The 25,909-nt window shown below is 61.3% G+C and carries 13 protein-coding genes, 1 other RNA gene and 6 pseudogenes; 11 read left to right on the forward strand and 9 right to left on the reverse strand.

The genetic code is table 11. The annotated features are described in order from the left end of the window. Positions 1–619 precede the first annotated feature (619 nt). Positions 620–1,816 carry a DUF2778 domain-containing protein gene (locus P6U16_RS19795; protein WP_277701899.1) on the forward strand — a complete coding sequence of 399 codons (1,197 nt, stop codon included), beginning with the start codon at positions 620–622 and terminating at the stop codon, positions 1,814–1,816. Positions 1,817–2,548: 732 nt separating this feature from the next. On the opposite strand, the gene P6U16_RS19800 is transcribed toward P6U16_RS19795, so the two are convergent. The 4 genes and pseudogenes from P6U16_RS19800 to P6U16_RS19815 all read right to left on the reverse strand — a co-directional run bounded on the left by P6U16_RS19800 (position 2,549) and on the right by P6U16_RS19815 (position 8,342). Then, positions 2,549–4,270 carry a PAS domain-containing methyl-accepting chemotaxis protein gene (locus P6U16_RS19800; protein ID WP_277701900.1) on the reverse strand — a complete coding sequence of 574 codons (1,722 nt, stop codon included), beginning with the start codon at positions 4,268–4,270 and terminating at the stop codon, positions 2,549–2,551. A 187-nt stretch (positions 4,271–4,457) separates the two neighbouring features. Continuing rightward, positions 4,458–6,931, reverse strand: a pseudogene (locus P6U16_RS19805) (UvrD-helicase domain-containing protein). 113 nt (positions 6,932–7,044) lie between these two features. After that, positions 7,045–7,451: pseudogene (locus P6U16_RS19810) on the reverse strand (carboxymuconolactone decarboxylase family protein). 66 nt (positions 7,452–7,517) lie between these two features. After that, the gene (locus tag P6U16_RS19815) at positions 7,518–8,342 is read right to left on the reverse strand and encodes a cyclase family protein (protein WP_277701901.1); all 825 of its coding nucleotides are present in this window, start codon (positions 8,340–8,342) and stop codon (positions 7,518–7,520) included. Positions 8,343–8,758: 416 nt separating this feature from the next. On the opposite strand from P6U16_RS19815, the gene P6U16_RS19820 reads away from it, so the two are divergent. Beyond that, the gene (locus P6U16_RS19820; protein ID WP_277701902.1) at positions 8,759–9,982 is read left to right on the forward strand and encodes an efflux RND transporter periplasmic adaptor subunit; all 1,224 of its coding nucleotides are present in this window, start codon (positions 8,759–8,761) and stop codon (positions 9,980–9,982) included. Continuing rightward, entirely contained in the window at positions 9,979–13,107 is a 3,129-nt protein-coding gene (locus tag P6U16_RS19825) for an efflux RND transporter permease subunit (protein WP_277701903.1), read from the forward strand. The genes P6U16_RS19820 and P6U16_RS19825 overlap by 4 nt, the downstream gene beginning before the upstream one ends. A 77-nt stretch (positions 13,108–13,184) precedes the next feature. On the opposite strand, the pseudogene P6U16_RS19830 reads toward P6U16_RS19825, so the two are convergent. Next, positions 13,185–13,906: pseudogene (locus tag P6U16_RS19830) on the reverse strand (DNA helicase). Between the two features lie 363 nt (positions 13,907–14,269). Between P6U16_RS19830 and P6U16_RS19835 the strand changes: the two are divergent. The 4 genes and pseudogenes from P6U16_RS19835 to P6U16_RS19850 all read left to right on the forward strand — a co-directional run bounded on the left by P6U16_RS19835 (position 14,270) and on the right by P6U16_RS19850 (position 20,653). Further along, a pseudogene (locus P6U16_RS19835) lies at positions 14,270–15,678 on the forward strand (FAD-linked oxidase C-terminal domain-containing protein). Between the two features lie 166 nt (positions 15,679–15,844). Further along, on the forward strand, positions 15,845–19,591 hold the full coding sequence (locus P6U16_RS19840; protein ID WP_277703917.1) for an AsmA-like C-terminal region-containing protein: 3,747 nt from the start codon (positions 15,845–15,847) through the stop codon (positions 19,589–19,591). Positions 19,592–19,802: 211 nt separating this feature from the next. After that, positions 19,803–20,429 (forward strand): GGDEF domain-containing protein, encoded by a 627-nt coding sequence (locus P6U16_RS19845; RefSeq protein WP_277701904.1) that lies wholly within the window; start codon positions 19,803–19,805, stop codon positions 20,427–20,429. A gap of 59 nt (positions 20,430–20,488) precedes the next feature. Beyond that, the gene (locus tag P6U16_RS19850; protein WP_277701905.1) at positions 20,489–20,653 is read left to right on the forward strand and encodes a hypothetical protein; all 165 of its coding nucleotides are present in this window, start codon (positions 20,489–20,491) and stop codon (positions 20,651–20,653) included. 18 nt (positions 20,654–20,671) lie between these two features. On the opposite strand, the gene P6U16_RS19855 is transcribed toward P6U16_RS19850, so the two are convergent. The 4 genes from P6U16_RS19855 to ssrA all read right to left on the reverse strand — a co-directional run bounded on the left by P6U16_RS19855 (position 20,672) and on the right by ssrA (position 22,217). After that, positions 20,672–20,881 carry a ribbon-helix-helix domain-containing protein gene (locus P6U16_RS19855; protein ID WP_277701906.1) on the reverse strand — a complete coding sequence of 70 codons (210 nt, stop codon included), beginning with the start codon at positions 20,879–20,881 and terminating at the stop codon, positions 20,672–20,674. An 87-nt stretch (positions 20,882–20,968) separates the two neighbouring features. Beyond that, positions 20,969–21,172, reverse strand: a complete 204-nt coding sequence (locus P6U16_RS19860) for a DUF4169 family protein (RefSeq protein ID WP_277701907.1) — start codon at positions 21,170–21,172, stop codon at positions 20,969–20,971. Between the two features lie 20 nt (positions 21,173–21,192). Beyond that, complete coding sequence (locus P6U16_RS19865; RefSeq protein ID WP_277701908.1) at positions 21,193–21,714, reverse strand: SspB family protein; 522 nt, start codon at positions 21,712–21,714, stop codon at positions 21,193–21,195. Positions 21,715–21,852: 138 nt separating this feature from the next. Then, positions 21,853–22,217: a transfer-messenger RNA gene (gene ssrA / locus P6U16_RS19870) on the reverse strand. Between the two features lie 119 nt (positions 22,218–22,336). On the opposite strand from ssrA, the pseudogene P6U16_RS19875 reads away from it, so the two are divergent. The 4 genes and pseudogenes from P6U16_RS19875 to P6U16_RS19890 all read left to right on the forward strand — a co-directional run bounded on the left by P6U16_RS19875 (position 22,337) and on the right by P6U16_RS19890 (position 25,905). Next, a pseudogene (locus tag P6U16_RS19875) lies at positions 22,337–23,130 on the forward strand (thymidylate synthase). A gap of 58 nt (positions 23,131–23,188) precedes the next feature. Beyond that, positions 23,189–23,713, forward strand: coding sequence for a dihydrofolate reductase (locus P6U16_RS19880; RefSeq protein ID WP_277701909.1), 525 nt, complete (start codon positions 23,189–23,191; stop codon positions 23,711–23,713). A 140-nt stretch (positions 23,714–23,853) separates the two neighbouring features. Next, positions 23,854–24,987, forward strand: coding sequence for an FtsH protease activity modulator HflK (gene hflK, locus P6U16_RS19885; protein ID WP_277701910.1), 1,134 nt, complete (start codon positions 23,854–23,856; stop codon positions 24,985–24,987). Continuing rightward, a pseudogene (locus P6U16_RS19890) lies at positions 24,987–25,905 on the forward strand (protease modulator HflC). The gene hflK and the pseudogene P6U16_RS19890 overlap by 1 nt, the downstream one beginning before the upstream one ends. The last annotated feature ends 4 nt before the right edge of the window (positions 25,906–25,909 follow it).

A 25,909-nucleotide genomic window follows, 5' to 3' on the forward strand; every position in this document is an offset into this window, starting at 1 on the left:
GCATTGTCCTGTCGTCTTTGCCTGGCTGAGACATGTGAGTCCGGGTGGCGGGCAGGCGCAAAGTGGTAGTCAGGGCCACTTAATTTTATCGGTCGAAATTCGCAGCAATTTTAATCAATCCAGCCATTACCCGTAGATTTCCACGGGTTTGAAACGTCGCGCGGCAGCTTTGAATCGGCATGCGTGAATACGGAATATTCTCTCGCAATGATTGCATTGACTGGATGCAATTCGACCATCGACAGGCTTCGGCAACAACGCTTTTCAAAGTCCCTGAAAGGTCTCCATATCCCTAGTTCTAGGAGGGGGCGGGCGCTTGTCCTTATTGTTGCCTGAAATTCAGGGTCTGAGGCAGGACATAGGCGCGTTGCGGACGAGGCGGCTCAGGCCGGCGGCGTTGCCCTTACACATGCGCAGTTTCGATTTCCCTATGGTCCTGCTCCTTGAAAATCACGGAGCCAGCGTAAAGGAATTGGTTACCATACTTTGTCATTCTTCTGATCAACCGGCATGTACGGGCAAGGGACGCCTTTCGCACCCTGCTGACATCGGACCGGCTTCGTCGGCGGCGCGTGGTGTTGCCATGAGATCGAGTAATGCGTTTCGGGTAACCAGTATCATGGCGTCAGCGGTTCAAAAGTTCAGCCCCCTTGTCTCCGGAAACGGGGCATCCAGAGACGGGGTCTCCACGAGTGGAGCAATCCGAAGGAAATCGGCGACACGCTTCTTCTCCGGAGCCACCATCATCGGTTTTGCCGCTGCCGCTTCCGTATGGATGATCGCGACGCTGGCGGCCATGCACGCCGCCGGCCCCTCGCTGCCCTCCGACAAGCCGGTGCGGCTCGAGGCCTCGCTTGGCCTCAACCCGCTCATCCGCGCGATTCCGCAGGAAAGGACGGTGCGGCTCACCAAGTTTTCGCGCCTGACCGTCATGCCGCGCATCAACATGGTCGCCAAGGCCGATACCGTGCCGCATAAAGCCGTCGTCGCCGTTGCGATGGCCAAGCCCGGTGCAGTCTTTGCCGAGAAGATGCAGGCGCTGGCGACCATCATTCCGGCCCGCGACAAGGACATCATCACCGGTTCGACGCCGGTGGTTGCCTCCGCTTTGGTCGAACAGGCTTCGCTCAAGGACGAGATGCTGCCCAAGCCGTTCAATCTGGTCATGTCCGACCAAGCCGTCGAGCTTTCCGGCCTGCTGCCGGATATGGGACCGCTGCCGCTGCGGCGTCCTGCCGGTTCGCTCGATGCCGATCTCGGCAAACCAGGGGCCAAGGACACAAAACCGAAGCTTAGGGAACTCGCCTATGCCAAGCCCGGCCTGCCTGACATGGACGACGAGGATGACGAGATCATCCGCCCGGTCTTCCGTGGCAAGAAGGGCGTCGCCTATTACGATATTTCCGCCGGCGTGGTGCACATGCCGAACGGCGAGAGGCTCGAGGCGCATTCCGGCATCGGCAAGATGCGCGACAATCCCGACTTCGTGCATGTGAAGATGAGGGGCCCGACGCCGCCCGGCACCTACAAGGTGACAATGCGCGAGGCACTGTTTCACGGCGTCGAGGCCGTGCGTCTGACGCCCACAGACGGCGTGGCGCCGCTTGGCCGAACCGGCCTGCTTGCCCACAGCTACCTGCTGCGAAACCGTGGCGACAGCCATGGCTGCGTCGCCTTCGCCAACTATCCGAAGTTCCTGAAGGCCTTCAAGCGCGGCGAGATCAGCCACATGGTCATCGTCAAGAGCATGAAGGGCGGCTTCTCGAAACCCAACAAGACGCTGGCATCGCTGTTCGGGTCGTCCAAGGACCGATAAAGATTTCGGACGACATCGCTGAGCGCATTCCAATCCGGGACATGGCCAAGGCCGTTTCCCGGATTTTTTGTGCGTCGCGCATGGCTTCCGTCCCCGCGCGTCAAAACGCCGGGGGTTCAAAGAGCGAGATCGGACGGGGCGCTGAAAGCTGCCGCGTTAGATTGTAGTAAAGTGACACCTTTCAGCGCCCCGTTCGGCGGTTTCTGCCCGCGACTTGGGTCTCTCTGCGACGGCCGTGCCTGATGGAGAACCATCCGACCGGCCACCATGGGTGGCGCACAGCCACACCCGGCGCGCTCTTTCGGGCTTCAAGAGACAAGAGGCAGACCCTTGCCTCTCCCCGTGTCGCCGGAGGGAGACCATTTTCCGCGAACCCCGGACAAGAGGACTTCCGTCCTTCCCCCAAACCCGGCGCCGGCCCCGCCTCGCTGCCACGGCTGGCAGTGTATCCGCGGCGGGATGGGGGGATTATGGCATGCGTGGTGGGGGCGGGGATGAAAGGGGATGATTTTTTGTGGTTGGGCCCTCGGTATTGGGCCTTAACGGGGAGGGTTTTAGACTTGGAGACTCGGCCGTGGATCCTCGGGTCCGGCCCGAGGATGACGGAGGGAGGTGCGGCGAGAGGAAATGTAAAAGCCCTGCTCGCCGCGGCGGCTATGGGGGTAATTCGGCGCTTTCGGCCCGTCACCCCGAAGCCATCATCCCTGGACCTGGCCCGAGGATCGTTTATCCTCAGGCGGCACGGTTGCTGTTGAAGCCGGCGCTGTTGCGGATCGGAGCCTGCGCATTCGGATCGCGCGGCATCTCGCGGCGGTTTAACTGGAAGACGCCGACGAGATCGGTCAGCGTATGGGCGCCCTGGGCGAGGGCGCGGCTGATGTCGGTGGTCCGCTCGCTCATCGCCGCGTTTTCCTGCGTCATTCGGTCAAGTTCGTTGACGGCCTTGTTGATTTCGCGAAGCCCAACCGATTGTTCCTGCGCCGCGGTTGCGATCGCATCGATGTTCTTCGTGATAGACTGGACGAGTTCCTCGATGTCCTGAAGCGCGTCGCCGGTCTTGCCGACGAGACGAACGCCCTCCTGGACCTCCGTGCCGGAATTGGTGATCAGGGCCTTGATCTCCTTGGCCGCTTTGGCCGAGCGCTGGGCGAGTTCGCGGACTTCCTGGGCGACGACGGCAAAACCCTTGCCGGCATCGCCGGCACGGGCCGCTTCCACGCCGGCATTCAAGGCGAGAAGATTGGTCTGGAAGGCGATTTCATCAATGACGCCGATGATCTGGCTGATTTCGCGCGATGCCGCCTCGATCCGCTGCATGGCAGTGACGGTTTCCTTGACCACGGTGGTCGAAGCTGCTGTCGAAAGGCGGGCAGTTTGTACGAGCTTGCGGGTCTCCTGCGTGTTTTCCGTGGACGAGCGAACGGTCGCGGTGATCTGGTCGAGGGCGGCAGAGGTTTCCTCCAGCGCTGCGGCCTGCTGCTGCGAGCGCTCGGCGAGATTTTCGGCTGCCTCGCGCATCTGCTGGCTGCTGTCGCCGAGATCGCGCGTCTGGCCAAGCACATTGACCAGGGTTTTCTGAAACTCGGCGATCGAGGTGTTGAAATCCCGGCGCAATGTTTCGAATTCGCCGACGAAGGGCTCATCCAGCGTCATGCGGATATTGCATTGGGACAGGCGCGCCAGGGCGGCGCCGATTTCCTCGACGGCGTGCATGCGCTCCGTCACGTCGGTGGCGAATTTCACCACCTTGAAGACCTGGCCATTGTCGTCCATGACCGGATTGTAGGAGGCCTGGATGAAGACCCGCTTGCCGCCCTTGCCGATCCGCAGGAACTGGTCGGTTGCGAAGGTGCCGGCGCGCAGATCTTCCCAGAAGGCTTTGTAGGCCGGCGACTGGGCAAAACCGGCTTCGCAGAACATCGAATGGTGTTTGCCCTGGATTTCCGGCAGCGAATAACCGAGGGCGGAGAGGAAGTTTTCGTTTGCCGTCAGAATCTGGCCCTCCGGCGTGAACTCGATCACGGCCTGGGCGCGGGACAGGGCGGCGAGCTTGCCATTGTCCTCGGCACTCTTCAGCTTGGCGGCCGTAATGTCTGTCGCGAACTTGACGACCTTGTACGGTTTTCCACGGCGGAAGACCGGATTGTAGGAGGCCTCGATCCAGATTTCACGTCCACCCTTCGCGATGCGCTTGTACTGACACTGGTCGAACTCGCCTCTTGCCAGCTTTTCCCAGAATGCCTTGTAGGCCGGCGTGCTGACCTCTTCGGGCAGGACGAACATGCTGTGGTGGCGGCCGATGATTTCGGACGCCTGATAACCCAGCGCCTTGCAGAAATTCTCGTTGGCGCTCAGGATTTTGCCGGTGAGATCAAACTCGATGATGGCCTGCGAACGGCTCATGGCATCCAGTATTGCCTTGGTATCGAAGCCGAAATTCAGAATGCCGGTCATCAAGATATACCTCTATAAGTGGTCTCTAATTAGAGATTGCAACTGCACCACTCTGCAATGAATTGGTAAATCGATTGTTGACGGCGGGGTGGTGAAGATTAGGGATGTGGAGGCTTGAGAGGCCATGGCTGTGGATCCTCGGGTTAGGCCCGAGGATGACGACCTTGTGGTGGATTACCCAATCAGGTCACACCCGCTCCACAAACCCGTCCAGCACCTTTTTCTGTCCGGCGCGGTCGAAGTCGATCGTCAGCTTGTTGCCTTCGATCGAGGCGATGTGGCCGTTGCCGAATTTGATGTGGAAGACGCGGTCGCCGATCGAAAATTTCGAGGCTTCGTCGATCTTCGATTTGGCGACGAGTTCGCCGTCGATTGTTTTGGCGCGCGGTCCGGACTCGCCGTAGCCGATGCGCTCGATCGAGACGCCGGAGCGGTTGCCCCAGTTGTCGCGGGTGGCATCGGTCTTGTTGGCCTGGGCGCGTTTCCAGCCGGGGTGGAATAGGTGTTGGCGAAGGGCTCCTGCTTGTCGAAGCGCGACTGGCCGTAGCCGCCTCTGTTATAGCCGCCATAGGACTGTTCCGGCTCGGAAACATCGCAATGGGTGACGGGCAGTTCGTCGAGGAAGCGCGAGGGCAGGGTCGATTGCCAGAGGCCGTGGATGCGGCGGTTGGAGACGAACCAGATGTGGCAGCGGCGCTTGGCGCGGGTGAGCCCGACATAGGCAAGGCGGCGTTCTTCCTCCAGCCCCGAGCGACCGCCCTCGTCCAGCGCGCGCTGGTGCGGGAACAGTCCTTCCTCCCAGCCGGGCAGGAAGACGGTTTCGAATTCCAGGCCCTTGGCCGAATGCAGCGTCATGATCGAGACGGCATCGAGATTTTCGTTGGTCTCGGTGTCCATGACCAGCGCGATATGTTCGAGAAAGCCGCGCATGCTTTCGAACTGCTCCATCGAGCGGATCAGTTCCTTGAGGTTTTCCAGACGGCCCGGCGCCTCGGCCGACTTGTCGTTCTTCCACATGTCCGTATAGCCGGACTCTTCCAGGATGATTTCGGCGAGCTCGGTGTGCGGCGTGTTTTCAAGCAGGCCCTGCCAGCGATGGAAATTGGTGACGACGTCGAACAGGGATTTGCGGGCCTTGGCCTTCAACTCGTCGGTCTCGATCATGTCGGCGGCGGCGGCCAGCATCGGCACATCGCGGGCACGGGCATAATCATGCAGGGCGCGGATGCTCGTGTCGCCAAGGCCGCGTTTCGGCGTGTTGACGATGCGCTCGAAGGCAAGATCGTCGGCATCTTGGCAGACGAGGCGGAAATAGGCCAGCGCATCGCGGATTTCGAGGCGCTCATAAAAGCGCGGGCCGCCGATGACGCGGTAATTGAGGCCGAGCGTGACGAAGCGGTCTTCGAATTCGCGCATCTGGAACGAGGCGCGCACCAGTATCGCCATGTCGTTGAGATTGTGCTTATTCCGCTGCAGTTGCTCGATTTCCTCGCCGACGGCGCGGGCTTCCTCTTCACTGTCCCAGGCGGCATGGACCTGCACCTTCTGGTCATCCGGATCGGAGCGATCGGTGAACAGCGTCTTGCCGAGGCGGCCTTCGTTGTGGGCGATCAGATGGGCGGCGGCACCGAGGATGTGCTCGGTCGAGCGATAGTTGCGCTCGAGCTTGATGACCTTGGCGCCCAAGAAATCCTTCTCAAAACGCAGGATGTTGTCGACTTCGGCGCCGCGCCAGCCATAGATCGACTGGTCGTCGTCGCCGACGCAGCAGACATTCTGCGGCACGCCCTTGGGGCGCTGGGCGAGCAGGCGCAGCCACATATATTGGGCGGTGTTGGTGTCCTGGTACTCGTCGACAAGAATATAGCGGAATTTCTGGTGGTATTCCTTCAGGAGGTCGGGATGCTCGCGGAACATCTTGATCGGATGCAGCAGAAGATCGCCGAAATCGCAGGCGTTGAGCGTCTTCAGCCGGGCCTGATAGGCGGCGTAGAGCTCGCGGCCCTTGCCATTGGCGAAGGCACGGGCGTCGCCCTCAGGGATATCGGCTGGCGAAAGCCCCTTGTTTTTCCAGCCGTCGATCATCTGGGCAAACTGCTTGGCCGGCCAGCGCTTGTCGTCGATGCCTTCGGCCTGGATCAGCTGCTTGATCAGCCGCACCACGTCATCGGTGTCGAGAATGGTGAAGGCCGAGCGCAGGCCGCAGAGTTCGGCATGGCGGCGCAGGAGTTTGACGCCGATCGAGTGGAAGGTGCCCATCCAGGGCATGCCCTCGACCGCACCGCCGACGAGAACGCCGACGCGTTCCTTCATTTCGCGCGCTGCCTTGTTGGTGAAGGTGACGGCGAGGATCTGGCTGGGGAAGGCCTTGGAGGACGCGAGGATATGGGCGATGCGGGTGGTCAGCACTCGGGTTTTGCCGGTGCCGGCGCCTGCCAAAACCAGAACGGGACCATCGATGCTTTCCACCGCCTCGCGCTGCTCGGCATTCAGACCTGCGAGATAATCCGGACGGCGGCCGCCATCGCGGGCGGCCATGGCGCGCGCGGCGATGCCGAGTCCAGATGGCGCAGCCTCTGCCGGGGCCGGGTTGTTTCCGGCCGGCCGGCGCGGCGCGGGCTCCTCATCGAAGAAGGGAATATCGTCAAAACCATTGCTCATGCGGCTCAATGTAGTGATTCGGAGCCGAAAGGCCAGAATTGGCGTTCCTCTTTTATTCCGTCATGCCGTCGCCAAAGGCATTGCTTGTGGAAACACGGTACGGCCATGGACAATCAGCTGCGATCGGCGTCGAATGCCGCATCGACGGGCAGCTGCAGGGCCGTCGCCAACTGGTTGGTCTTGCCGGCCAGCGCGATGATCGCCAAGAGTTCGGCGTGCTGCGCATCGGTCATGCCCTTGGCCCTTGCCGCTGCCGTATGGGAGTGCACGCAATATCCGCAGCCATTGGTGACCGACACCGCGATGTAGAGCATTTCTTTCACCAGCGGATCGAGGCTGGATGGCGTTGCCATGACGGCCTTCACTTCCGCCCAGGTTTTTCCAGCAGCGCCGGGTCGAAAGCGAGGTAGCGCCACATGTTGTTGATGAAGTCGCTCTTGCGCGTTTCGCGTATGTCATCGAACACCGCCTTGACACGGGGATCGGCTTCCGGGTCGGCGAGTGGGGCTCTGGTGCTCACGGCTTTACGTCTCCTGGGTGGACGCCGCACGGTGCACCGGGCACGCGCGCGGCGTCAAGTGGCCACTCAGACCAAGGCGAAGACCCGTGATGGGCCGCCGGTGCCGCCACGCACCTTTGGTGCGCCGACCACGAGGGTTGCGCCGGTGGCCGGCAGGCCGTCGAGATTGGCGATCGCCTCCAGGCCCCAGCGGCCGGCCGGAAGCCAGGTGTTGTGAACCGCGAAATCGGGGGAAATTCCATGGTCGAGCGACAGGGTGTCGACGGCGATGCCCACGGCCGTAGTGTTTTCCAGCAGGAACTGCACCGCTTCGACGTGGAAGCCCGGGAAATGCATCTTGCCTTCCGCGTCTGCGTTGCGGAACTTGTCGGTGCCGAGATGGGCCGACCAGCCGGAGTTGAGCGCCACGGCCGCATTGGTGGGAATGTCGCCATTGGCGGCGATCCAGGCCTTGAGGTCGTCGGGTGTCAGCTGCGCATCGGCATTCTCCGCCGCCTTGGCTCGGATATCGATAATGGCCAGCGGCACGACGAGATTGCCGACAGGTATCTCGGCGACCGACTGCCCGTCGGCGGTGAAATGCAGAGGAGCATCGAGATGCGTGCCCGTATGCTCGCTGAACCGGAGTTCGAACAGGTTGAAGGTGTGCTCAGCGTGATTGAACTTCTGTTCGCGGAAAAATTGCTGGTTGCCGAAGAAGGTCGGAAACTCCTCATAGAGTTCGTGGGTGAGGTCCTTGACGCTTGCCGGCGTTGCGGCAAAGGCGCTGCCGACTGCACCCGTGGTGCTGGCAATCACCGTTGCAGCGGCGCCGGTCGCCGCTGCCCTAAACAGTCCTCTTCGCGATAGCATGTTGTTCTTGACGGATTCGATGACGCAGGCATTGCACATGGAAGCATTCCCTCTGAACATGGGTGGTGACGGTGGTGGAAGGATCGGCACTTTCAACTGCGATGCGAGGCTACCAAGGATGTTTCCATGCGTCGAGCGGCGGCTTTCCATGCCGATGCCGGCGCGCAGAATGGATTGCCTTCAATCGGGTTGGCTGGAAAATTATCCGCACTTGTCTCATGCGTTCCAGCTTCACGAAAAACGGGCGATTGATCAAGGCATCGTGATCGGCTGTTACCCACAATTATGTTGCGCTGCACTTTGGGAAATATGCGTTGCATTACAATTGCGTAATGATGGCATTCTAGGATTGCCCGGCCTCTTGCAAAAGCGGATAGTTGCGCCAGTTGAAGCGGTCACAAGCATCGCCTGGCGGCCGCTGGCCGCGAAGACCTGTTTTTCATTTGGAGACGTGCATGAAGCTCTGGAAGCAGCTGGTGATCAGTCTGGTTATCCTCGTCATCGGCGTGATGGCCTGGGTGCGCTTCGTGCCGGGTGCCGGCGCCATGCTGGCAAAGGTGGGCGTGTCGGCGCCGATCATCGAGGCGATCGCCAAGCCGCAGCCGGCGGAGGAGACCGCCGGGCAGGGGCGCCGCGGCCAGGGGCAGGGCGCCGGCAATCAGACGCCGATCGTCGTCACCCAGGCCGCCGACATGGCCGTGGTCAACGACCGGCTGAATGCGATCGGCAATGGTGATGCCATTCTCTCCGCCACCGTGACTCCGCTTGCGACAGGCAATCTGACCGAGGTTCTCGTCAAATCCGGCGACCGCATCGAACAGGGGCAGGTGATTGCCCGTCTCGACAGCGATGACCAGAAGGTGGCCGCGGCGCAGGCAAAACTCAATCGCGACAATGCCTCCGAAAAGGTCGAGCGTAACCGCAAGCTCGGCAATGCCGTGGCCATCGTCGCAATCCGCGACGCCGAATTCGCGCTTCAGGGCGCGGAGCTTGCGCTGCAGACAGCCGAACTCGATCTGAAGCGTCGCGACATCATCGCCCCGTCCAAGGGCATTGTCGGCATCATCACCGTCAATCCGGGAGACTATGTCACGACGTCGACGCCGATCGCCGTCGTTGATGATCGCTCGCAGATCCTCGTCGATTTCTGGGTGCCGGAGCGTTTTGCCAACAAGATTTCCGTCGGGCAGGCGGTTTCGGCAACGGCGATCGCGCAACCGGGATCGGAACTTGCCGGCGTGGTGCATGCCATAGACAACCGCATCGACCAGGCGAGCCGGACGCTGAGGGTTCGCGCGCGGATCGACAATCCCGACGACACGTTGCGCGCCGGCATGTCCTTTTCGGTCGCGTTGACGTTTGACGGCGATCAGTATCCGACGGTCAATCCGCTGTCGATCCAATGGAGCGCCGATGGCTCCTATGTGTGGCGCGTTGCCGGCGACAAGACGGAAAAGGTGCCGGTCAAGATCGTCCAGCGCAATGCCGACAAGGTTCTAGTCGATGCCAAGCTGACCAAAGGCGACGTGGTCGTGACCGAGGGCGTGCAGCGGCTTCGGGACGGCGGGACCGTGCAAATCGCCGGTGCACCGGCGGCTGGGGCTGCGGATGGCAAGCCGGCCGGGACGTCGCGTGGCGACAAGGAGCAGAAGGTTACGGAAGCGGAGGCGGCCAAATGAGCGCGGACGAGCGGAAAAATGCAGGCGGCAAGGCAGGGTTTACAGCGCTTTTTGTCCGCCGGCCGATTTTTGCCCTCGTCGTCAATACGCTGATCGTGGTTGCCGGCCTCGCTGCCCTCAACGGCATCGAGATTCGCGAATTGCCGCAGGTCGACCAGCCCGTGGTTTCGGTCAATACCCAGTTCGATGGCGCATCGCCGGAGACGGTGGACCGCGAACTGACCTCGGTGATCGAGGGCGCCGTCTCGCGCGTGCAGGGCATCAAGGATATTTCCTCGACCTCGCAATTTGGCCAGAGCCGGGTGACGCTGCAATTTTCCGACACGACCGATATCGGCCAGGCCTCCAATGACATCCGCGACGCGCTCGGCCGGGTGACCAACCAACTGCCTGAAGACGCCGACGAACCGCGCATCGTCAAGGCCGACGCCGACAGCCAGCCGATCATGCGGCTTGCGCTGACCTCCGATACGCTGTCGATGGAAGACCTGACGCTGCTCGCCGAAAACGAGATCACCGACCGGTTGGCCGCCGTCGAAGGCGTTGCCGACGTGCAGATCAATGGCGACCAAGAGAAAATCTTCCGCATTGATGTCGATCAGTCGAAACTGGCCGGGCGCGGCGTTACCGTCGCGAACCTGCGCACGGCGCTCGCCTCTGCTTCGATGGACGTGCCGGCCGGATCGCTGACCAGCGTCGACCAGGATATCTCCGTGCGCGCCACCGCCGACCTGCAGACGCCCGATCAGTTCGAAAACCTGATCATCGGGCCGAATGTGCGGCTGCGCGATGTCGCCACCGTGACGCTCGGCCCGGATGTCGGGACGTCATCGCTGCGCTCCAACGGTCGCCAGGGCATCGGCCTCGGTATCATCCGGCAGGCCCAATCCAATACGTTGGATATCTCCAATGGCGTCAAGGCCGCTGTTGCGACGATTTCCGGCATCTTGCCTGAAGGTACGCAGATCGCCATCACCAGCGATGACGCCGTGTTTATCGATGGCGCGATCCATGAGGTGGAGATCGCGCTCGGCGTTGCCGTCGTCATCGTCACGCTCGTCATCTACATGTTCCTGCTCGACTGGCGCGCGACGCTCATTCCGACGATCACCATGCCGATCGCGCTGATCGGGACTTGTGCTGCCATCTATCTTGCCGGTTTCTCGATCAACATCCTGACGCTGCTCGCCATCGTTCTGGCGACCGGGCTCGTGGTTGATGATGCGATCGTGGTGCTGGAAAACATCGTCCGGCGACGCGGCGAGGGCATGGGGCCGCGCGCGGCTGCCGTGCATGGCACGCTGGAAGTGTTCTTCGCGGTCATCGCCACGACGGCGACGTTGGCGGCGGTGTTCATTCCCTTGTCCTTCCTGCCCGGCCAGACCGGCGGGCTTTTCCGCGAGTTCGGCTTCGTGCTGGCTTTCGCGATCCTCTTGTCCTCCTTCATCTCGCTGACGCTCTGCCCGATGCTGGCATCGCGCATGCTCTCCGCCGAGGGGCACGAGAAGGCCCATACCGGCTTTCTGGCGCGATTTGGCGGGGCTGCCGCCGGCTTTTACAGGGTGTCATTGCGCGCCTGCCTGAATGCGCCGCTGATCGTCTTCTTCATTGCGGCAGCGTTTACCGCCGTGGGTGGGGGTGCTTTCGCGCTGCTGAAATCCGAACTGACGCCGACGGAGGATCGTTCGCGCGTCATGCTGCGTGTGCAGGCGCCGCAGGGCGTTTCGCTCGACTATACGCAGGCGCAGATGCGCAAGGTGGAGGACGGGCTGCAGCCGATGCTGAAATCAGGCGAAATCGCCAATGTCTTCTCGATTTCCGGCCAGGGCGGCTCGGTCAACAGCGGTTTCATGGTGCTGACGCTGGCGCCATGGAGTGACCGGACGCGCACGCAGCAGCAGATCGCTTCCGATATCGCCAGGATGACCGCGAAAATCCCGTCGATCCGCGCCTTCCCGATGCAGCCCAACAGTCTCGGTATTCGCGGCGCCGGAAACGGCCTGCAGGTGGCGCTGATCGGTAATGACTATACGAAGCTTGGCGCTGCGGCGGCAACGCTGGTGCGCCAGATGGAGGACAGCGGTCGCTTCGAGAATGTCCGTCTGAACTACGAGGCCAACCAGGCCCAGCTTTCGGTGACCATCGACCGCGAGCGCGCCTCCGATCTCGGCATCGACATAACAGGGCTGTCCTCGGCGCTGCAGGCCATGCTCGACGGCAACAGCGTGCTCGACGTCTATGTCGAGGGCGAATCCTACCCGGTGAAGCTGCTTTCGACCACCAACCCGATCAACGATCCGACCGATCTGCAGAACATCTTCCTGAAAACCGGGGACGGTCGCATCGTGCCGATGTCGACGATTGCCAATGTCGAGGAAAAGGCCGTGGCGCCGCAATTGTCGCGCGAAGAGCAACTGCGCTCGGTGTCGCTTTCCGCCGGCCTCAAGGACGGGCTGGCGCTTGGCGATGCGTTGAGCATGGTTGAAACCATGGCCGAACCCCTGCTGCCGCCGGGATCGCGCGTTCTGCCGCTTGCGGAAGCCGCATCGCTGAACGAGAACGCCAACGGCCTGTTCATCACCTTCGGCTTTGCCATCGTCATCATCTTCCTGGTGCTGGCGGCGCAGTTCGAGAGTTTCGTCAGCGGGCTGATCATCATGTCGACGGTGCCGCTCGGGCTTGCCTGCGCCGTCTTTGCGATGCTTTTGACCGGCAACACGCTGAACATCTACAGCCAGATCGGCCTTGTTCTCCTCGTCGGAATCATGGCCAAGAACGGCATTCTGATCGTGGAATTCGCCAACCAGCTGCGCGACCGCGGGCAGGACGTGCGCGAGGCGATCGAGAACGCGTCCAACATCCGCCTGCGGCCGGTGATGATGACGATGATCGCCACGATCGTCGGCGCCGTGCCGCTGGTGCTGGCAAGTGGCGCAGGCGCCGAGGCTCGCATCGCGCTGGGCTGGGTGCTGGTCGGCGGGCTTGGCCTCGCCACGGTGGTGACGCTCTACCTGACGCCCGTCGCCTATCTCGTCATCGCCCGCTTCACCAAGCCGCATGCCGACGAGGAACGCCGCCTGCAGCAGGAGCTGGATGCAGTCGAGGGGATGCAGCCGGCGGAGTGAGGCACCGTTCTGTTGTCTGACAAAGCATGTACCCTTCAGCCGTAGGGTTCCGGCTGAAGGGTATGTGCCTGTAGCTTTTAAACTTCCCCGGTCGTCGCGTGGACGTTGACGCTGCCATTGTTCAGAAAGCACATCCTGTCAAAAAGCCGCAGATCCAGAGGATTAGGCAACCGGATATCCTCGCGATCTGGAAACCGCTTTTTCGAGGGATCGTAGGCGCGGTCAACCTGCGAGATGAAGACGATCATCAGTCCGCGATCTCGCGCGAAGGACTTCAATGCGGCGACCTGAACGGCCAATGGAGGATTGGATCGATTTTGGTCGAGCAGTTGCAGGTAGTCTATCACCACGACAGTCCCCCGCGTCGCCGATGCAAGCCTCTGAATGATATAGTCGGCATTGATGGCGTCGGAGCAGTCGAATTCAAAGAGGTTGTCAAATTCCGATGGCTTGACACCGATTGCGCGCAACCGATCGAGAATATCAATCTCGGTGTATTCCAGCGTGAAAAACGCGCCCGGACTACCGGCCTTCATAGCTTCCACAGCCAGTTCGAGTGCCAACAGCGTCTTGCCTTGCCCAGGCCGTGCGCCAATCAGCAAGAGATCGCCTTGCCTCAACTGGCCAAAGAGTTTTTCGCCGGCGTGTCCGCAGTGTGGCGGGCCGCAAGCAGACTCCATCCGCTATAGCCTTGCTCAAGGGCAACGCAGTCGAGCGCCTCGTTGAGGGGAATACGGTTTTCGCGGGACAGGCGTTTGGCCTGGCGTTTCAAAACATAGATCGGCACCGGCAATTGCATCAAAACCTCCTGTATCGAGCAGTATTTGCAATCCCTCCTTATGCGTTTGCTCGGCCAGTTGGCGCGATGATAAGATGGCCCGGTATGCATTCTACTTTCCCACTTGGAGGGGGAGGCGTGGGCAACGCCGGAATCAGAGTATAGCGCATTCTACGTAATTTGCTCCCGGTTTTGATGCTGCAAGCGTCGTTTGCAGCGGCCTGTGTCCGACCGGTCTCACTCACTATCAATCCCACGTCGGGTACCGAAGCTTGTGGATGAGGTTCTGGACAAATCGATTCCGATTTGCACAGTAGCGCTTTGAAATCAAAGAGGTTCCATGGGTCGCATTGCACGGCGGGGCTGGCCTCTGGAGGAGACGTTATGGCACTGATGGCGATCCGGATGGGTGAGCGCAACGAGGCGGGCATTGCTGCCGTTCTGCCGTTGCTTGCCGAACGTTTCGGGCCGAGGCTCCAGACCAGCCAAGCCGTCCGCGCCCAGCACGCCCACACGACGACCTATATTCCGGCGCAACTGCCGGATGGCGTGGTGTTTCCGGAGACTGCGGCGGAGGTTCGGGAGATCGTGGCAATCGCTTGCGCGCACTGCGTGCCGCTGATTGCGTTCGGCACGGGTTCCTCGCTGGAGGGACATATCAACGCGCCGCATGGTGGCATCAGCGTTGATATGAGCCGGATGGACAAGGTCCTGTCCGTCAATCCAGGCGATCTTGACTGCACGGTCGAGCCCGGGGTGACGCGCGAGGCGCTGAACACCTATCTGCGCGATACCGGCCTGTTTTTCCCGATCGATCCAGGCGCCAATGCCTCGATCGGCGGCATGGCTTCGACACGCGCGTCCGGGACCAATGCGGTGCGGTACGGCACGATGAAGGACAATGTGCTGGCACTGACCGCCGTGACGGCCGGGGCTAAGGAAATCCGCACGGCGCACCGGGCGAAAAATCCTCGGCCGGATATGACCTGACGCGGCTGTTCGTCGGTGCCGAGGGCACGCTCGGCATCATCACCTCGATCACGCTCAGGCTGCAGGGCATACCGGAGACGATCGCCGGCGGGGTTTGTCCGTTTCCGAGCATCAGCGATGCCTGCAACGCCGTGATGCTGACGATCCAGTCCGGCATTCCGGTGGCGCGCATCGAACTGCTGGATGCCCTGCAGATGAAGGCGAGCAACGCCTATTCCGGGCTGACCTTTGCCGAGGTGCCGACGCTGTTCCTCGAATTCCATGGCAGCCCGGACAGTGTCGCACTGCAATCGAAGCAGTTTGCCGAGATCGCCGCGGAATTCGGCGGAACCGACTTTCTCTGGACGGCCAATGCCGAGGAGCGGGCCAAACTCTGGAAGGCGCGGCACAATGCCTATTGGGCGCAGAAGAGCCTGGCGCCGGGGCTTGGCATCCTGTCCACCGATGTCTGCGTGCCGATCTCCCGGCTTGCCGATTGCGTCGAGGCGACGCAGGAGGACATCCTTGCCCATGGCCTAATCGCGCCGATCGTCGGCCATGCCGGCGACGGCAATTTCCATGTCGGGCTGTTGTTTGACGACAAGGACGCGGCGGACGTCGGCCGCGCCGAGGCTTTCGTGGCGCGGCTCAATGACCGCGCGCTTGCGATGGACGGAACCTGCACCGGTGAACACGGCATCGGCCAGGGCAAGATGCCGTTTCTGGAAGCGGAGCTGGGGGATGCGCTCGACCTGATGCGGCAGGTCAAACGCGCGCTCGACCCCGACAATATTTTCAATCCCGGCAAGATCTTTTCGCTGTGAGATCGAACAGGCCGCACAAGCAATTGGATTTTAGGCCGGGAAAAAGCGATAGGGGCTGGCATGCGCCATGAATAACGCTAGGTTTCATGTATCAGGTTCGGCTGGACAAGAGAGATAGGACTTCCCACAAGTGCTTGCGCGAATTCTGGTTTTTATCGGCGGTTTGATGGTCGTGGCGCTGTTTGCGGCGCTGATTGCGCCGCTGTTCGTGGACTGGACGGATTTCCGCAAGGATTTCGAGCGTGAAGCCAGCCGGATCATGGGCAAGCCCGTGGTCGTGCATGGCAGTGTCGATGCGCGCCTGATCCCGTTTCCGTCCGTCACCCTTAACGACGTGCGTGTCGGCCAGTCCGAGACCGGCGAGCCGCTGATCCAGATTTCCCGATTTTCGATGGATGCGGAACTGGCCCCATTCCTCTCCGGCGAGGCGCTGATCTTCGACATGCGGCTGGAGGCGCCGAAGGCCAAGATCCGGCTGCTTCCGGATGGAACGCTGGACTGGGCGCGGGGCCGAAAGGCCTCGATCCCGGCCAAGACCGTGGTGCTCGAAAGTGTCTCCATCACCAAGGGGCAGATCGATTTCATCGATGAGCAGACGGGTCGAACCCGCCGCATCACTGATCTCTCGGCCGATCTTTCGGCCCGCTCGCTGGCCGGGCCCTGGAAGGTCGAGGGCAGGGCGGCGCTTGACGGGGAGGCGGGAAGCTTTGCCTTTTCGAGCAACGAGGCTGACGAGGCGGGCACACTTGGCCTGCGCACGCGCCTGACACCGGACAAGCGGCCCTTCGGGGTCGAGCTCGACGGTGATCTGAAAATCATCGATCTGAAGCCCGTCTACAAGGGCAAGTTCACGCTGACCGAAAACCGCGAGAATGCCGAGGTGCAGCAAGCCGATGCGGCGCGCAATGCTTTGCGGGTGACCGGCGGTTTCGAGCTGACCAACGAGCGCATCCGCGTGCCGGAATACCGTCTCGAAGTTGGCCCCAAGGACGATCCCTATCTGGTGACCGGCGAAGCGACACTCGACACCGGCAAGACCCCGGAATTCCTTTTGCTGGCCGATGGCCAACAGATCGACGTCAGCCGCATCGGCAATACCGGCGAGGCCGGCAAGACGGGCCGCGACCCCGCAGTCTCGGTGCGCCAGCGTCTGGCCGCGATGCTGGCGATTGCCGCCGATATCCCGATCCCCCAGGTGGCGGGCAGGGCGAGCCTGAAGCTGCCGGCCATCGTCATCGGCGATACGACCGTGCGCGACGTACGGCTCGATCTGCGCCCGGACGGGGCCGGATGGATGATCGACAATGCCGTGGCGCTGTTACCGGGCCGCACGCAGCTCGAAGCCAAGGGCCGGCTCAACCTGCGCGGCCAGCGCGCCTTCCGCGGTGAACTGCTCGTCGCCTCCAACCAGCCATCGGGGCTTGCCACCTGGCTTGCCGGTTCCGTCGATCCTGCGATCCGCACGCTGAAGACGGCGGGCTTTTCGGCAACGGTCAATCTGACGGAGACGCTGCAGCAATTCGAGCGCCTCGAAGTGGCGGCAGGGCCGGCCATCCTGCGCGGCCGCATCGAGCGGCAGGCCCTGGACGGTGCCGACCCAAGCCTTTCGCTGCAACTGAAGGGCAACAAGATCGACCTGGAGGCGCTGCAGGCGCTGGCCGGGCTCGTCGCCGGCGATGCCTCGAGCGAAACACTGCTGTCGCATGCCATTGCCGCCGATCTTTCGGCGGATGCGTTTTCCGCCTTCGGCGAGACTGCGCGCAACGTTCAGCTGGTGGCGACGCTGAAAAACGGGCAGTTGCAGGCCGAGCGGGTTTCGATCGGCGATCTGGCCGGTGCCCAGGTCGCCTTGTCGGGCCGGATGAGCGGCGAGCTGGAGGCACCGGTCCTTTCGGCCAAGATGAAACTTGCCTCGCCGGACCTGACACCATTCCTGCAGATGCTTGAGCGGCATGCGGCCAGCCATCCGGCGCTGACAAGACTTGCGAAAAGCGGCCCCTATTATACCGATGCGGCGCTGGACCTGACGCTGACGGCCGGCAGCAAGGACGGCAATGCGCTGGTCACCTTCGGCATACTGGGCACCGCCAACGGTACCAACATCGCCGCCAATTACCAGGCGCCGGATATCGCGCAGGCGCTGGCCGGGCAGGGCATCCTTCTCGAGGCGACGCTGGAAAACCCTTCCACACCAATCCTGCTCGGACAGACGGGGTTTGATCCCTTGCCGTTCGACGCCGATGCGAACTCCATCCTGTCGTTGAAGCTGCAGAGTACGGATGCCGACAAGGCCAATGGCGCGCTGACCTTTACGACGCAAAACACCTCCTTCAGCGCCAAGGGCGATGTCAATCTTTCCCGCGACAATTTCCTCGACGGTACGCTGAAGCTGACACTGCAAAGTCAGGATTTCGAACCGTTCCTGCTGCTGCAGGGGATCGGCCTGCCTCAGATGGGCAGCGGCCTGCCGCTGGCCGCAACAGCCGATGTGGTTACCTCCGTCGATGCGGTGGCATTGTCGAACATTGCGGGCAAGGCCGACAACAATGCGTTCAGCGGCGGGCTCGTGATCGATCGCAAGACAGTCGGAAATCCGGTCAAGGGGCAGATTGCCGTCGATACGCTCGATCTCGCCTGGATCGGCGAGAGCATTGTCGGGCCTATAGAGGATGCCGTCTCCGGGGACCTTTCCGATGTACCGGTGGTGCAGTCGGCCTGGACCGGGTTCGATGTGATGCTCGACGTTACCGCCAAGCAATTCTGGCCCGATGTTTTCGCGCCGATGGCGAATTTTTCCGGCAAGCTTGTCTGGAAAGGGGATCAGGTCGAGATCGCGGAGGCTGCGGCCGATTGGTTGGGCGGCAAGGTCGAGGGACGCATGCTGCTCGGTAATGGCGATGGATCCGGCTTCTTCCAGACCCGGCTAAATCTCACGGGCGGCGATCTGGCGGGCGTCTCCTGGGCCATCGGAGGCGGGCCGGTCGCAGAAGGCAAGTTCGATCTTTCGCTGGCGCTGGAAGCCTCCGGCAAGTCGATCAAAGCCATGGCGGAATCGGCCAGCGGATCGGGCACGGCGACGATCGATGGCCTGACTGTGCGTGGTCTGAACACCGGCGCCTTGCCTGCGATCCTGACGGCGGCGGATGGCGTGACGGGCGAGATCACGCCGCAGGCGATCGAGCGGGCTGTCGCGGGAGCCGTGTTCGGCGGCCAGTCTGTTCTTGGTGCCGTCAAGGTGCCGTTCAGCATTGCCGGTGGCACGGTGCGCGCGCAGAACGTCTCGGCCGGGGACGGCACCGCCGCCCTGTCTGCGGATGCAGAGGTGACCTTCCCGGAAAACAGGATCAAGGCGACGCTCAAGCTGAACTACCGTCCGGGCGAGGAGGCGCTGGCGGGTGCCGAAGCGCAGGTGAGCCTTGATTATGCCGGCCTGCTGCGTTCCCCGGGCGTAACGCTCGACGTGACTGATCTGTCCAATTTCCTGTCCTTGCGCGCCTTCGAGCGCGAACGGCGCCGGGTGGAAACACTGCAGGCGAACGTGCTTGAAAAACAGCGCCTGCGCCGCGAAGTCGCACTTTACAAGGCCAATGCCGCGAGCCGCGAGGCCGAGCGTCTTCGGCTCGAGGAAGAAGCGCGCCGCCGCAAGGCTGCCGCAGAAGAGGCTGCCCGCCTGAAGAAGGAGGCGGAAGCCAGGGCGCTCGTCGAGAAAGAGGTTGCCGAAGAGGCGGCAAGGGCAGCGGCGGAGCAGGCCGCTGCGGACAAGGCCGCTGCAGCAAAGGCGGCAGAAGAAAAGGCGGCGCGGGAAGCGGCAGAGGATGTGGCCCGCAAGGCGCGCGCGTTGCAGAATCAGTCGGTGCTTCCCGTCGATCCGTCTGACGGGGTGGCGAGGAGGAATTACCCCCATCACCGGTAACGCGCTGAATTTCGATAGCCTGCCGGGTGTTCAGCCCCAGCCTTAGTCCCGGCAATCGAGTCGATCCTATCATCCTTGATAAAAAGGCACCGATCCGACGCCCTGAACGGGGCACGGACATCATCTGCGTTGCATTTTAGGCAACTGTTTGAAAGGAATTTATACTCTTTGCTGCATGCTCTTTCTCAAGGCGTGGAGAGAAGAGAAGCGCATGCGTTCGTTAGACGGTATCTTTGATACTCGCGACATTGGCTGGATTGCGGTCTGGACGGTTGGCGGTACGGTGGTGTGCACGGGTGTATCCGTGATCATCACCTATATCTTCATCCATCCCTTCGGGCCTGAGGTCATGCGCGTCTCGCTCGGGCTTGCCTTCTGGATTCCCATCCTTCTCGCTATCCCGTTGTTTTCCTATATCGGCATCAAGCTCCAGCAATTGTCGCTGGCCAATCACCTGTTGAAACAGGCAAACCGGATCGACGGCCTCACGCTGTGCCTGAACCGGACGACGTTCACCGCGGACGTCAACCAGATCTTTGCCACCAGAACTGCAGAAAAATCGACGGGAACCTCGGGGCTCTTGATTATCGATGCCGATCATTTCAAGCAGATCAATGATCGTTTCGGCCATCTGGTCGGTGATCAGGTTCTGGTCTCCATCGCAAGCCGGATCCGCTCGATTGTCGGCGACAGCGGTCTTGTCGGACGGCTCGGCGGCGAGGAGTTCGGGGTGTTCCTGACGGATGCGTCTCCCCAGTCGCTGCTTGATGTCGCCGAGCGAATTCGACGGACGGTTGGCGATAGCAGCGGGGGCTCGACGCTGCTGGTGTTGCGGTAACCCTCAGCATCGGCGGTGCATGTTTTGCCTATCCCGGCCAGTACGAGGACGTTTTCCGCGTGGCCGACGAGCAGCTTTATCTGGCGAAAAATTCCGGCCGTAACCGGGTCTGCCTCCCGGACGTCTCCGGGCGCGCCGATCTGATGGTGCGCAACCTGTTGCTTGCGGGGCTCGACCTCCAGCGGGAACGCACAACACTGTTGGCGTCACGTTCCAGAGTGTAGCTGACTTGCTCTCTGCCTTCAGGCTTTCCTGATCCATTCCAGCACATGGACGCGAAGCGCCGACGACAGGTTGCAGCCATCCGTTCGCGCGTCATCAATCTCGGCGATCAGGCGGGCAAGCGAAATTCCCCGGCCCGCAGCGATCCTGTTCAGTTCTTCCCAGAAGGGGTCTTCCAGCGAAAAGCTGGTGCGGTGGCCATGCAGCGTTGCGGAATGTTTGCGGATCACGGCTGTCCTTCAGACAAGGATTCAAAGGCTTTCGGATTTGATTCAACCGCTCTGGCCAAGCCGCTGACAAAACAGCGACAATCGCCCTCAATCCGGCTCGTCGCTGGCCCTGGTGGGCTCACGTTTCGACTGATCGAGAGTCTTCTCGGCCTTGTCGTTGAGGGCGCGCGTCAGCATCTTCTCGGCCTTGGTACGGCCGAAGGAGATGCGATTCTGTTCCGCCTGCCGGTCCTTTTCGCTGCGTGCCTTCTGCTTGCGGAACTGGCGCAGGTTGACGACATCGCCGGTCATGACGGGCCTCGTGAAAGGGATCAGTTCTTTTTGCGGAAGGAATCGAGCGAAATCACCGAGCCGCTGGGCTTCTTGTCGTCATCGCCGGTTTTTTCGGCCGTTTCGGCCGTGCTTTCGGTCTTCTCGATCTGCGCCACCGGATAGGCCGTGATCTCCGCGGTCGTTGCTTCCTCTTCGTCGATCGCCGCAACATCGAACTCAAGCTCGAAATTGACGGATGGATCGTAGAAACCCCTGATGGCGTTGAACGGGATGACCAGCTTTTCAGGCGTGTCGGAGAACGAGAGGCCGATCTCGAACTGGGTGTCGGTGATTTTCAGGTCCCAGAACTGATGCTGGACGACGATGGTCATCTGCTCGGCATATTTGGCCTTGAGGTGCTGAGAGATACGCACGCCCGGTGCGCCGGTCAGGAAGGTAATGAAAAAATGATGGTCGCCGGGGAGGGAACCCGTGGCTGCGACTTCCGTCAGGACTTTTCGGATGACGCTGCGCAGGGCGTCCTGTGCCAGAATGTCGTAGCGGATATGGTCTTGGGCCATCAGATCCCCGTCTTTCTTGAAACTCAACTGTTACACTTCATGCCGAGTTACACTTTATGCCATTGGCGCGAACCCGAGGAAAGACCCTGTTGCCCGAGTCATTGCAACATCTATAGACCATTTCGAAAGATTGGAGAAGGTGAAGGCTTCTGTTGCCAGGTGCCTTCGGACCCCGCCTTACGGTGCGAACCGGAAGGACTTGATTTGAAGTGTCACACTGCGATTAAGCAGCGAGACGAGCTTCCGCATAGTTGTCATTTGCAACTACAAGTTTAGCCCGATAACGGTGGTACAATGCCGAGCAAAAAGTCGATCTTTACGCCCTTGTCGATCCTATTTCGCCCCCATCAAAAGCCGGTCATACTGAATATCGACCGGTTTTTGGTGGAGGCGCCGGGTACCGCCCCCGGGTCCAATAGGTTTATTGCATCGCTTGTTTATCGCCATATCCGCCCGAAGACGGCACGATGGATATAGGTCTTTCCATCCCGCATGAAAAGGGGCCTCATCAAAAATACCTTTGGCTGGGCTTGCTGGAGATATGGGGGACAAGCGGCTTTTCGATTTGGTTCGAGGCCGGCGAACGCGTAATTTATTGTCAAACGAATCGGCGGCCAACATCATGCAGCAATATCTCGATCTCCTTGCCCACGTCCTGGCGCACGGCTCCGACCGGGGCGACCGGACCGGCACCGGCACGCGCTCGGTGTTCGGCCACCAGATGCGCTTCGATCTCGGCCAGGGTTTTCCGGTCCTGACGACGAAGAAGCTGCATCTGCGCTCGATCATCCATGAACTGCTCTGGTTCCTGAAGGGGGACACCAACATCGCCTATCTGAAGGCAAACGGTGTCAGCATCTGGGACGAGTGGGCGGACGACAAGGGTGAACTCGGCCCTGTCTACGGTTATCAATGGCGCTCCTGGCCGACCCATGACGGCCGCCATCTCGACCAGATATCCGGTCTCGTACAGGGCATCCGCAAGAACCCGAATTCGCGCCGGCATATCGTCTCGGCCTGGAACCCGGCACTCGTCGATGAAATGGCGCTGCCGCCGTGCCATTGCCTCTTCCAGTTCTACGTCGCCGACGGCAAGCTGTCCTGCCAGATGTACCAGCGCTCCGCCGATATTTTCTTGGGCGTACCCTTCAACACGGCTTCCTATGCGCTGCTGACGATGATGGTGGCGCAGGTTTGCGATCTGAAGCCGGGTGATTTTGTGCATACGCTGGGTGATGCGCATATCTACCACAACCACTTCGACCAGGCGCGCGAGCAGTTGACGCGGCATCCGAAGATGCTGCCGCAGATGAAGATCAATCCTGATGTGAAGGACCTTTTTCCTTTCAGTTCGAAGACTTTGAGCTGGTCGGTTACGAAGCCGATTCAAACATCCGGGCGCCGATTGCGGTGTGATATCCGGTCGGCAAAGACGCGTGTGCAATTCCCAGAATGAAGAGGCAGGTCGATAGGCATGACCGGAATGACCACCAGCATCGTCGTAGCAATCTCTGCCAACGGCGTGATCGGCCATGATGGCGGGTTGCCCTGGCATCTGCCGTCCGACCTGAAACGCTTCAAGGCGTTGACGCTCGGCAAACCTGTCATCATGGGGCGCAAGACCTGGGAATCGATCGGACGACCGCTGCAGGGGCGGCCCAACATCGTCATCAGTCGCAAGGCCGATTTCGAGGCGGCAGGGGCGATCGTCGTGCAGTCTCTGGATGCAGCGCTGGCGGCCGGCCGTGAACAGGCTCTCGCACTCGGGGTCGATGAGATCTGCGTGATCGGCGGCGGCGAGATCTATCGGCAGGCGCTTGACATCGCCGACACGCTGCACATTACGCAGGTCGCGGCCGTGGTCGAGGGCGATACGACATTCCCGGCGATCGATCCGGCGCTTTTCGAAAAAACCGCCGATGAGGTTCTTCCGAGGGGCGAAAAGGACAGCCACGCCATGCGCAGTGTGACTTTCCGCCGCAAAAGCCCTGTAAATTGAACTATTTTGCCGCATTTACGATGAACTTGGATGTGCCGCGTTGAAAGCGGTTCATCAGATACCTATAACGGGTTCACGTTGCGACCGGCGCCTCTCGCGCGACGGGGCGGCTTGGGAGTTTTTCAACAGAAGAGGTATTGATGCCCTGGAGCAATCAGAATGGCGGCGGCGGCCCTTGGGGCGGCGGCGGCGGTGGCGGCAACGGCAATAACAAAGGCCCATGGGGTCAGGGGCCGAACCGTCCGCGTGGCGGCGGTGGTGGCCGGGGCAACGGCGGACCGCCGGACCTCGAGGAAATTCTACGCCGCGGCCAGGACCAGCTGAAGAATGTCGTTCCAGGTGGCTTCAACGGCGGCATCGTCGCGATCGGCGCGCTTCTCGTGCTCGGCTTCGTGCTGATGAATTCGATCTACACCGTTCAGCCTGACGAACGCGGCGTGGAAATGCGCTTCGGCAAGCCCAAGGAAGAGATCGCCATGCCGGGCCTGCACTACCATTTCTGGCCTTTCGAGACGGTCGAGATGGTCAAGATCACCGAGCAGCAGCAGAATATCGGCAGTAAATCGGGTGTCGGTAACCAAGCCGCATCCGGCCTTATGCTGTCTGGCGACCAGAATATCGTCAACGTCCAGTTTTCCGTGCTGTTTTCCGTGACCGATCCGAAGGCCTATCTCTTCAACGTCGAAGATCCGGCAGACACGCTGCAGCAGGTTTCCGAAAGTGCCATGCGCGAAGTCGTCGGCCGCCGTCCCGCACAGGACATTTTCCGCGACAATCGTCAGGCGATCGCAGCCGACGTGAAGACCACGATCCAGGCGACCATGGACACTTATGGCGCCGGCATCTCAGTCAACACGGTGGCAATCGAGGATGCAGCGCCGCCGCGTGAAGTGGCCGACGCCTTCGACGAAGTGCAGCGTGCCGAGCAGGACGAAGATCGTTTCGTCGAGGAAGCCAACCAGTATTCCAACCAGGTCCTCGGTCGCGCCCGCGGTCAGGCCGCACAGAACCGCGAAGAGGCGGCCGCCTACAAGGACCGCGTCGTCAAGGAAGCCGAAGGTGAGGCACAGCGCTTCATCTCCGTCTACGACCAGTATGTGAAGGCACCGGAAGTCACCCGCAAGCGGCTCTATCTCGAGACCATGCAGGACGTTCTGGGCAAGTCGAAGAAGGTCATCATCGACGAGAAGGATGGCCAGGGCGTCGTGCCCTATCTCCCGCTCAATGAGATCGTCAAACCGGCGACGACAGCGACGACCGGAGGGGTACAGTAATGAACAATCGCATCCCTTTCATCCTGATCATCTGCGCGCTTGCGCTGATCGGCATCTATTCCTCGGTCTTCGTGGTCAATGCCCGCCAGCAGGCCATCGTCGTGCGCTTCGGCCAGATCAAGGAAGTGAAGACCGAACCTGGCCTCTACTTCAAGCTGCCTTTCGCCTTCATGGACGCCGATCGCGTCCAGTATGTCGAGAAACAGGCCCTACGTTTTGACCTCGACAATATCCGCGTCCAGGTTTCGGGCGGCAAGTTCTATGAAGTCGACGCCTTCGTCGTCTACAAGATCGCCGATGCACGACGCTTCCGCGAAACGGTTTCCGGCGATCGGGAATCGGCCGAGATCGCGGCTTCGCACCCGTCTTGATGCTTCGTTGCGCCGGGTCTACGGTCTGCGCGGCTTTGAATCCGCACTGTCGGAAGAGCGGGCCTCGATGATGCGCGAAGTGCGCACCGACCTGAAGACGGACGCCGAATCGCTCGGCCTCAATATCGAGGATGTTCGTATCCGTCGCACCGACCTGACGCAGGAAGTCTCGCAGCAGACCTTCGAGCGCATGAAAGCGGAACGTTTGGCGGAAGCCGAACTGATCCGTGCCCGCGGTAACGAAGCGGGGCAGCGCCGCCGGGCTATCGCCGACCGCCAGGTCGTCGAGTTCGTGGCGGAAGCCCAGCGGGATTCGGAAATCCTGCGAGGCGAGGGTGAAGCCGAACGAACGCGCGTCTTTGCCGATGCCTTTGCCCGTGACCCTGCTTTCTTCGAGTTCTATCGCTCGATGACGGCCTATGGTGCGGCGATCGGCAGCCCGGATACCACGCTGGTGCTGTCGCCGGATTCGGAGTTCTTCCGCTATTTCAACAATTCGGACGGAACGCCAACACCGACGGCAACCGCACCGGCTGCGGCCAACTGAGCGG

This window comes from Rhizobium sp. 32-5/1, from assembly GCF_029537235.1.
Taxonomy (GTDB): domain Bacteria; phylum Pseudomonadota; class Alphaproteobacteria; order Rhizobiales; family Rhizobiaceae; genus Pararhizobium.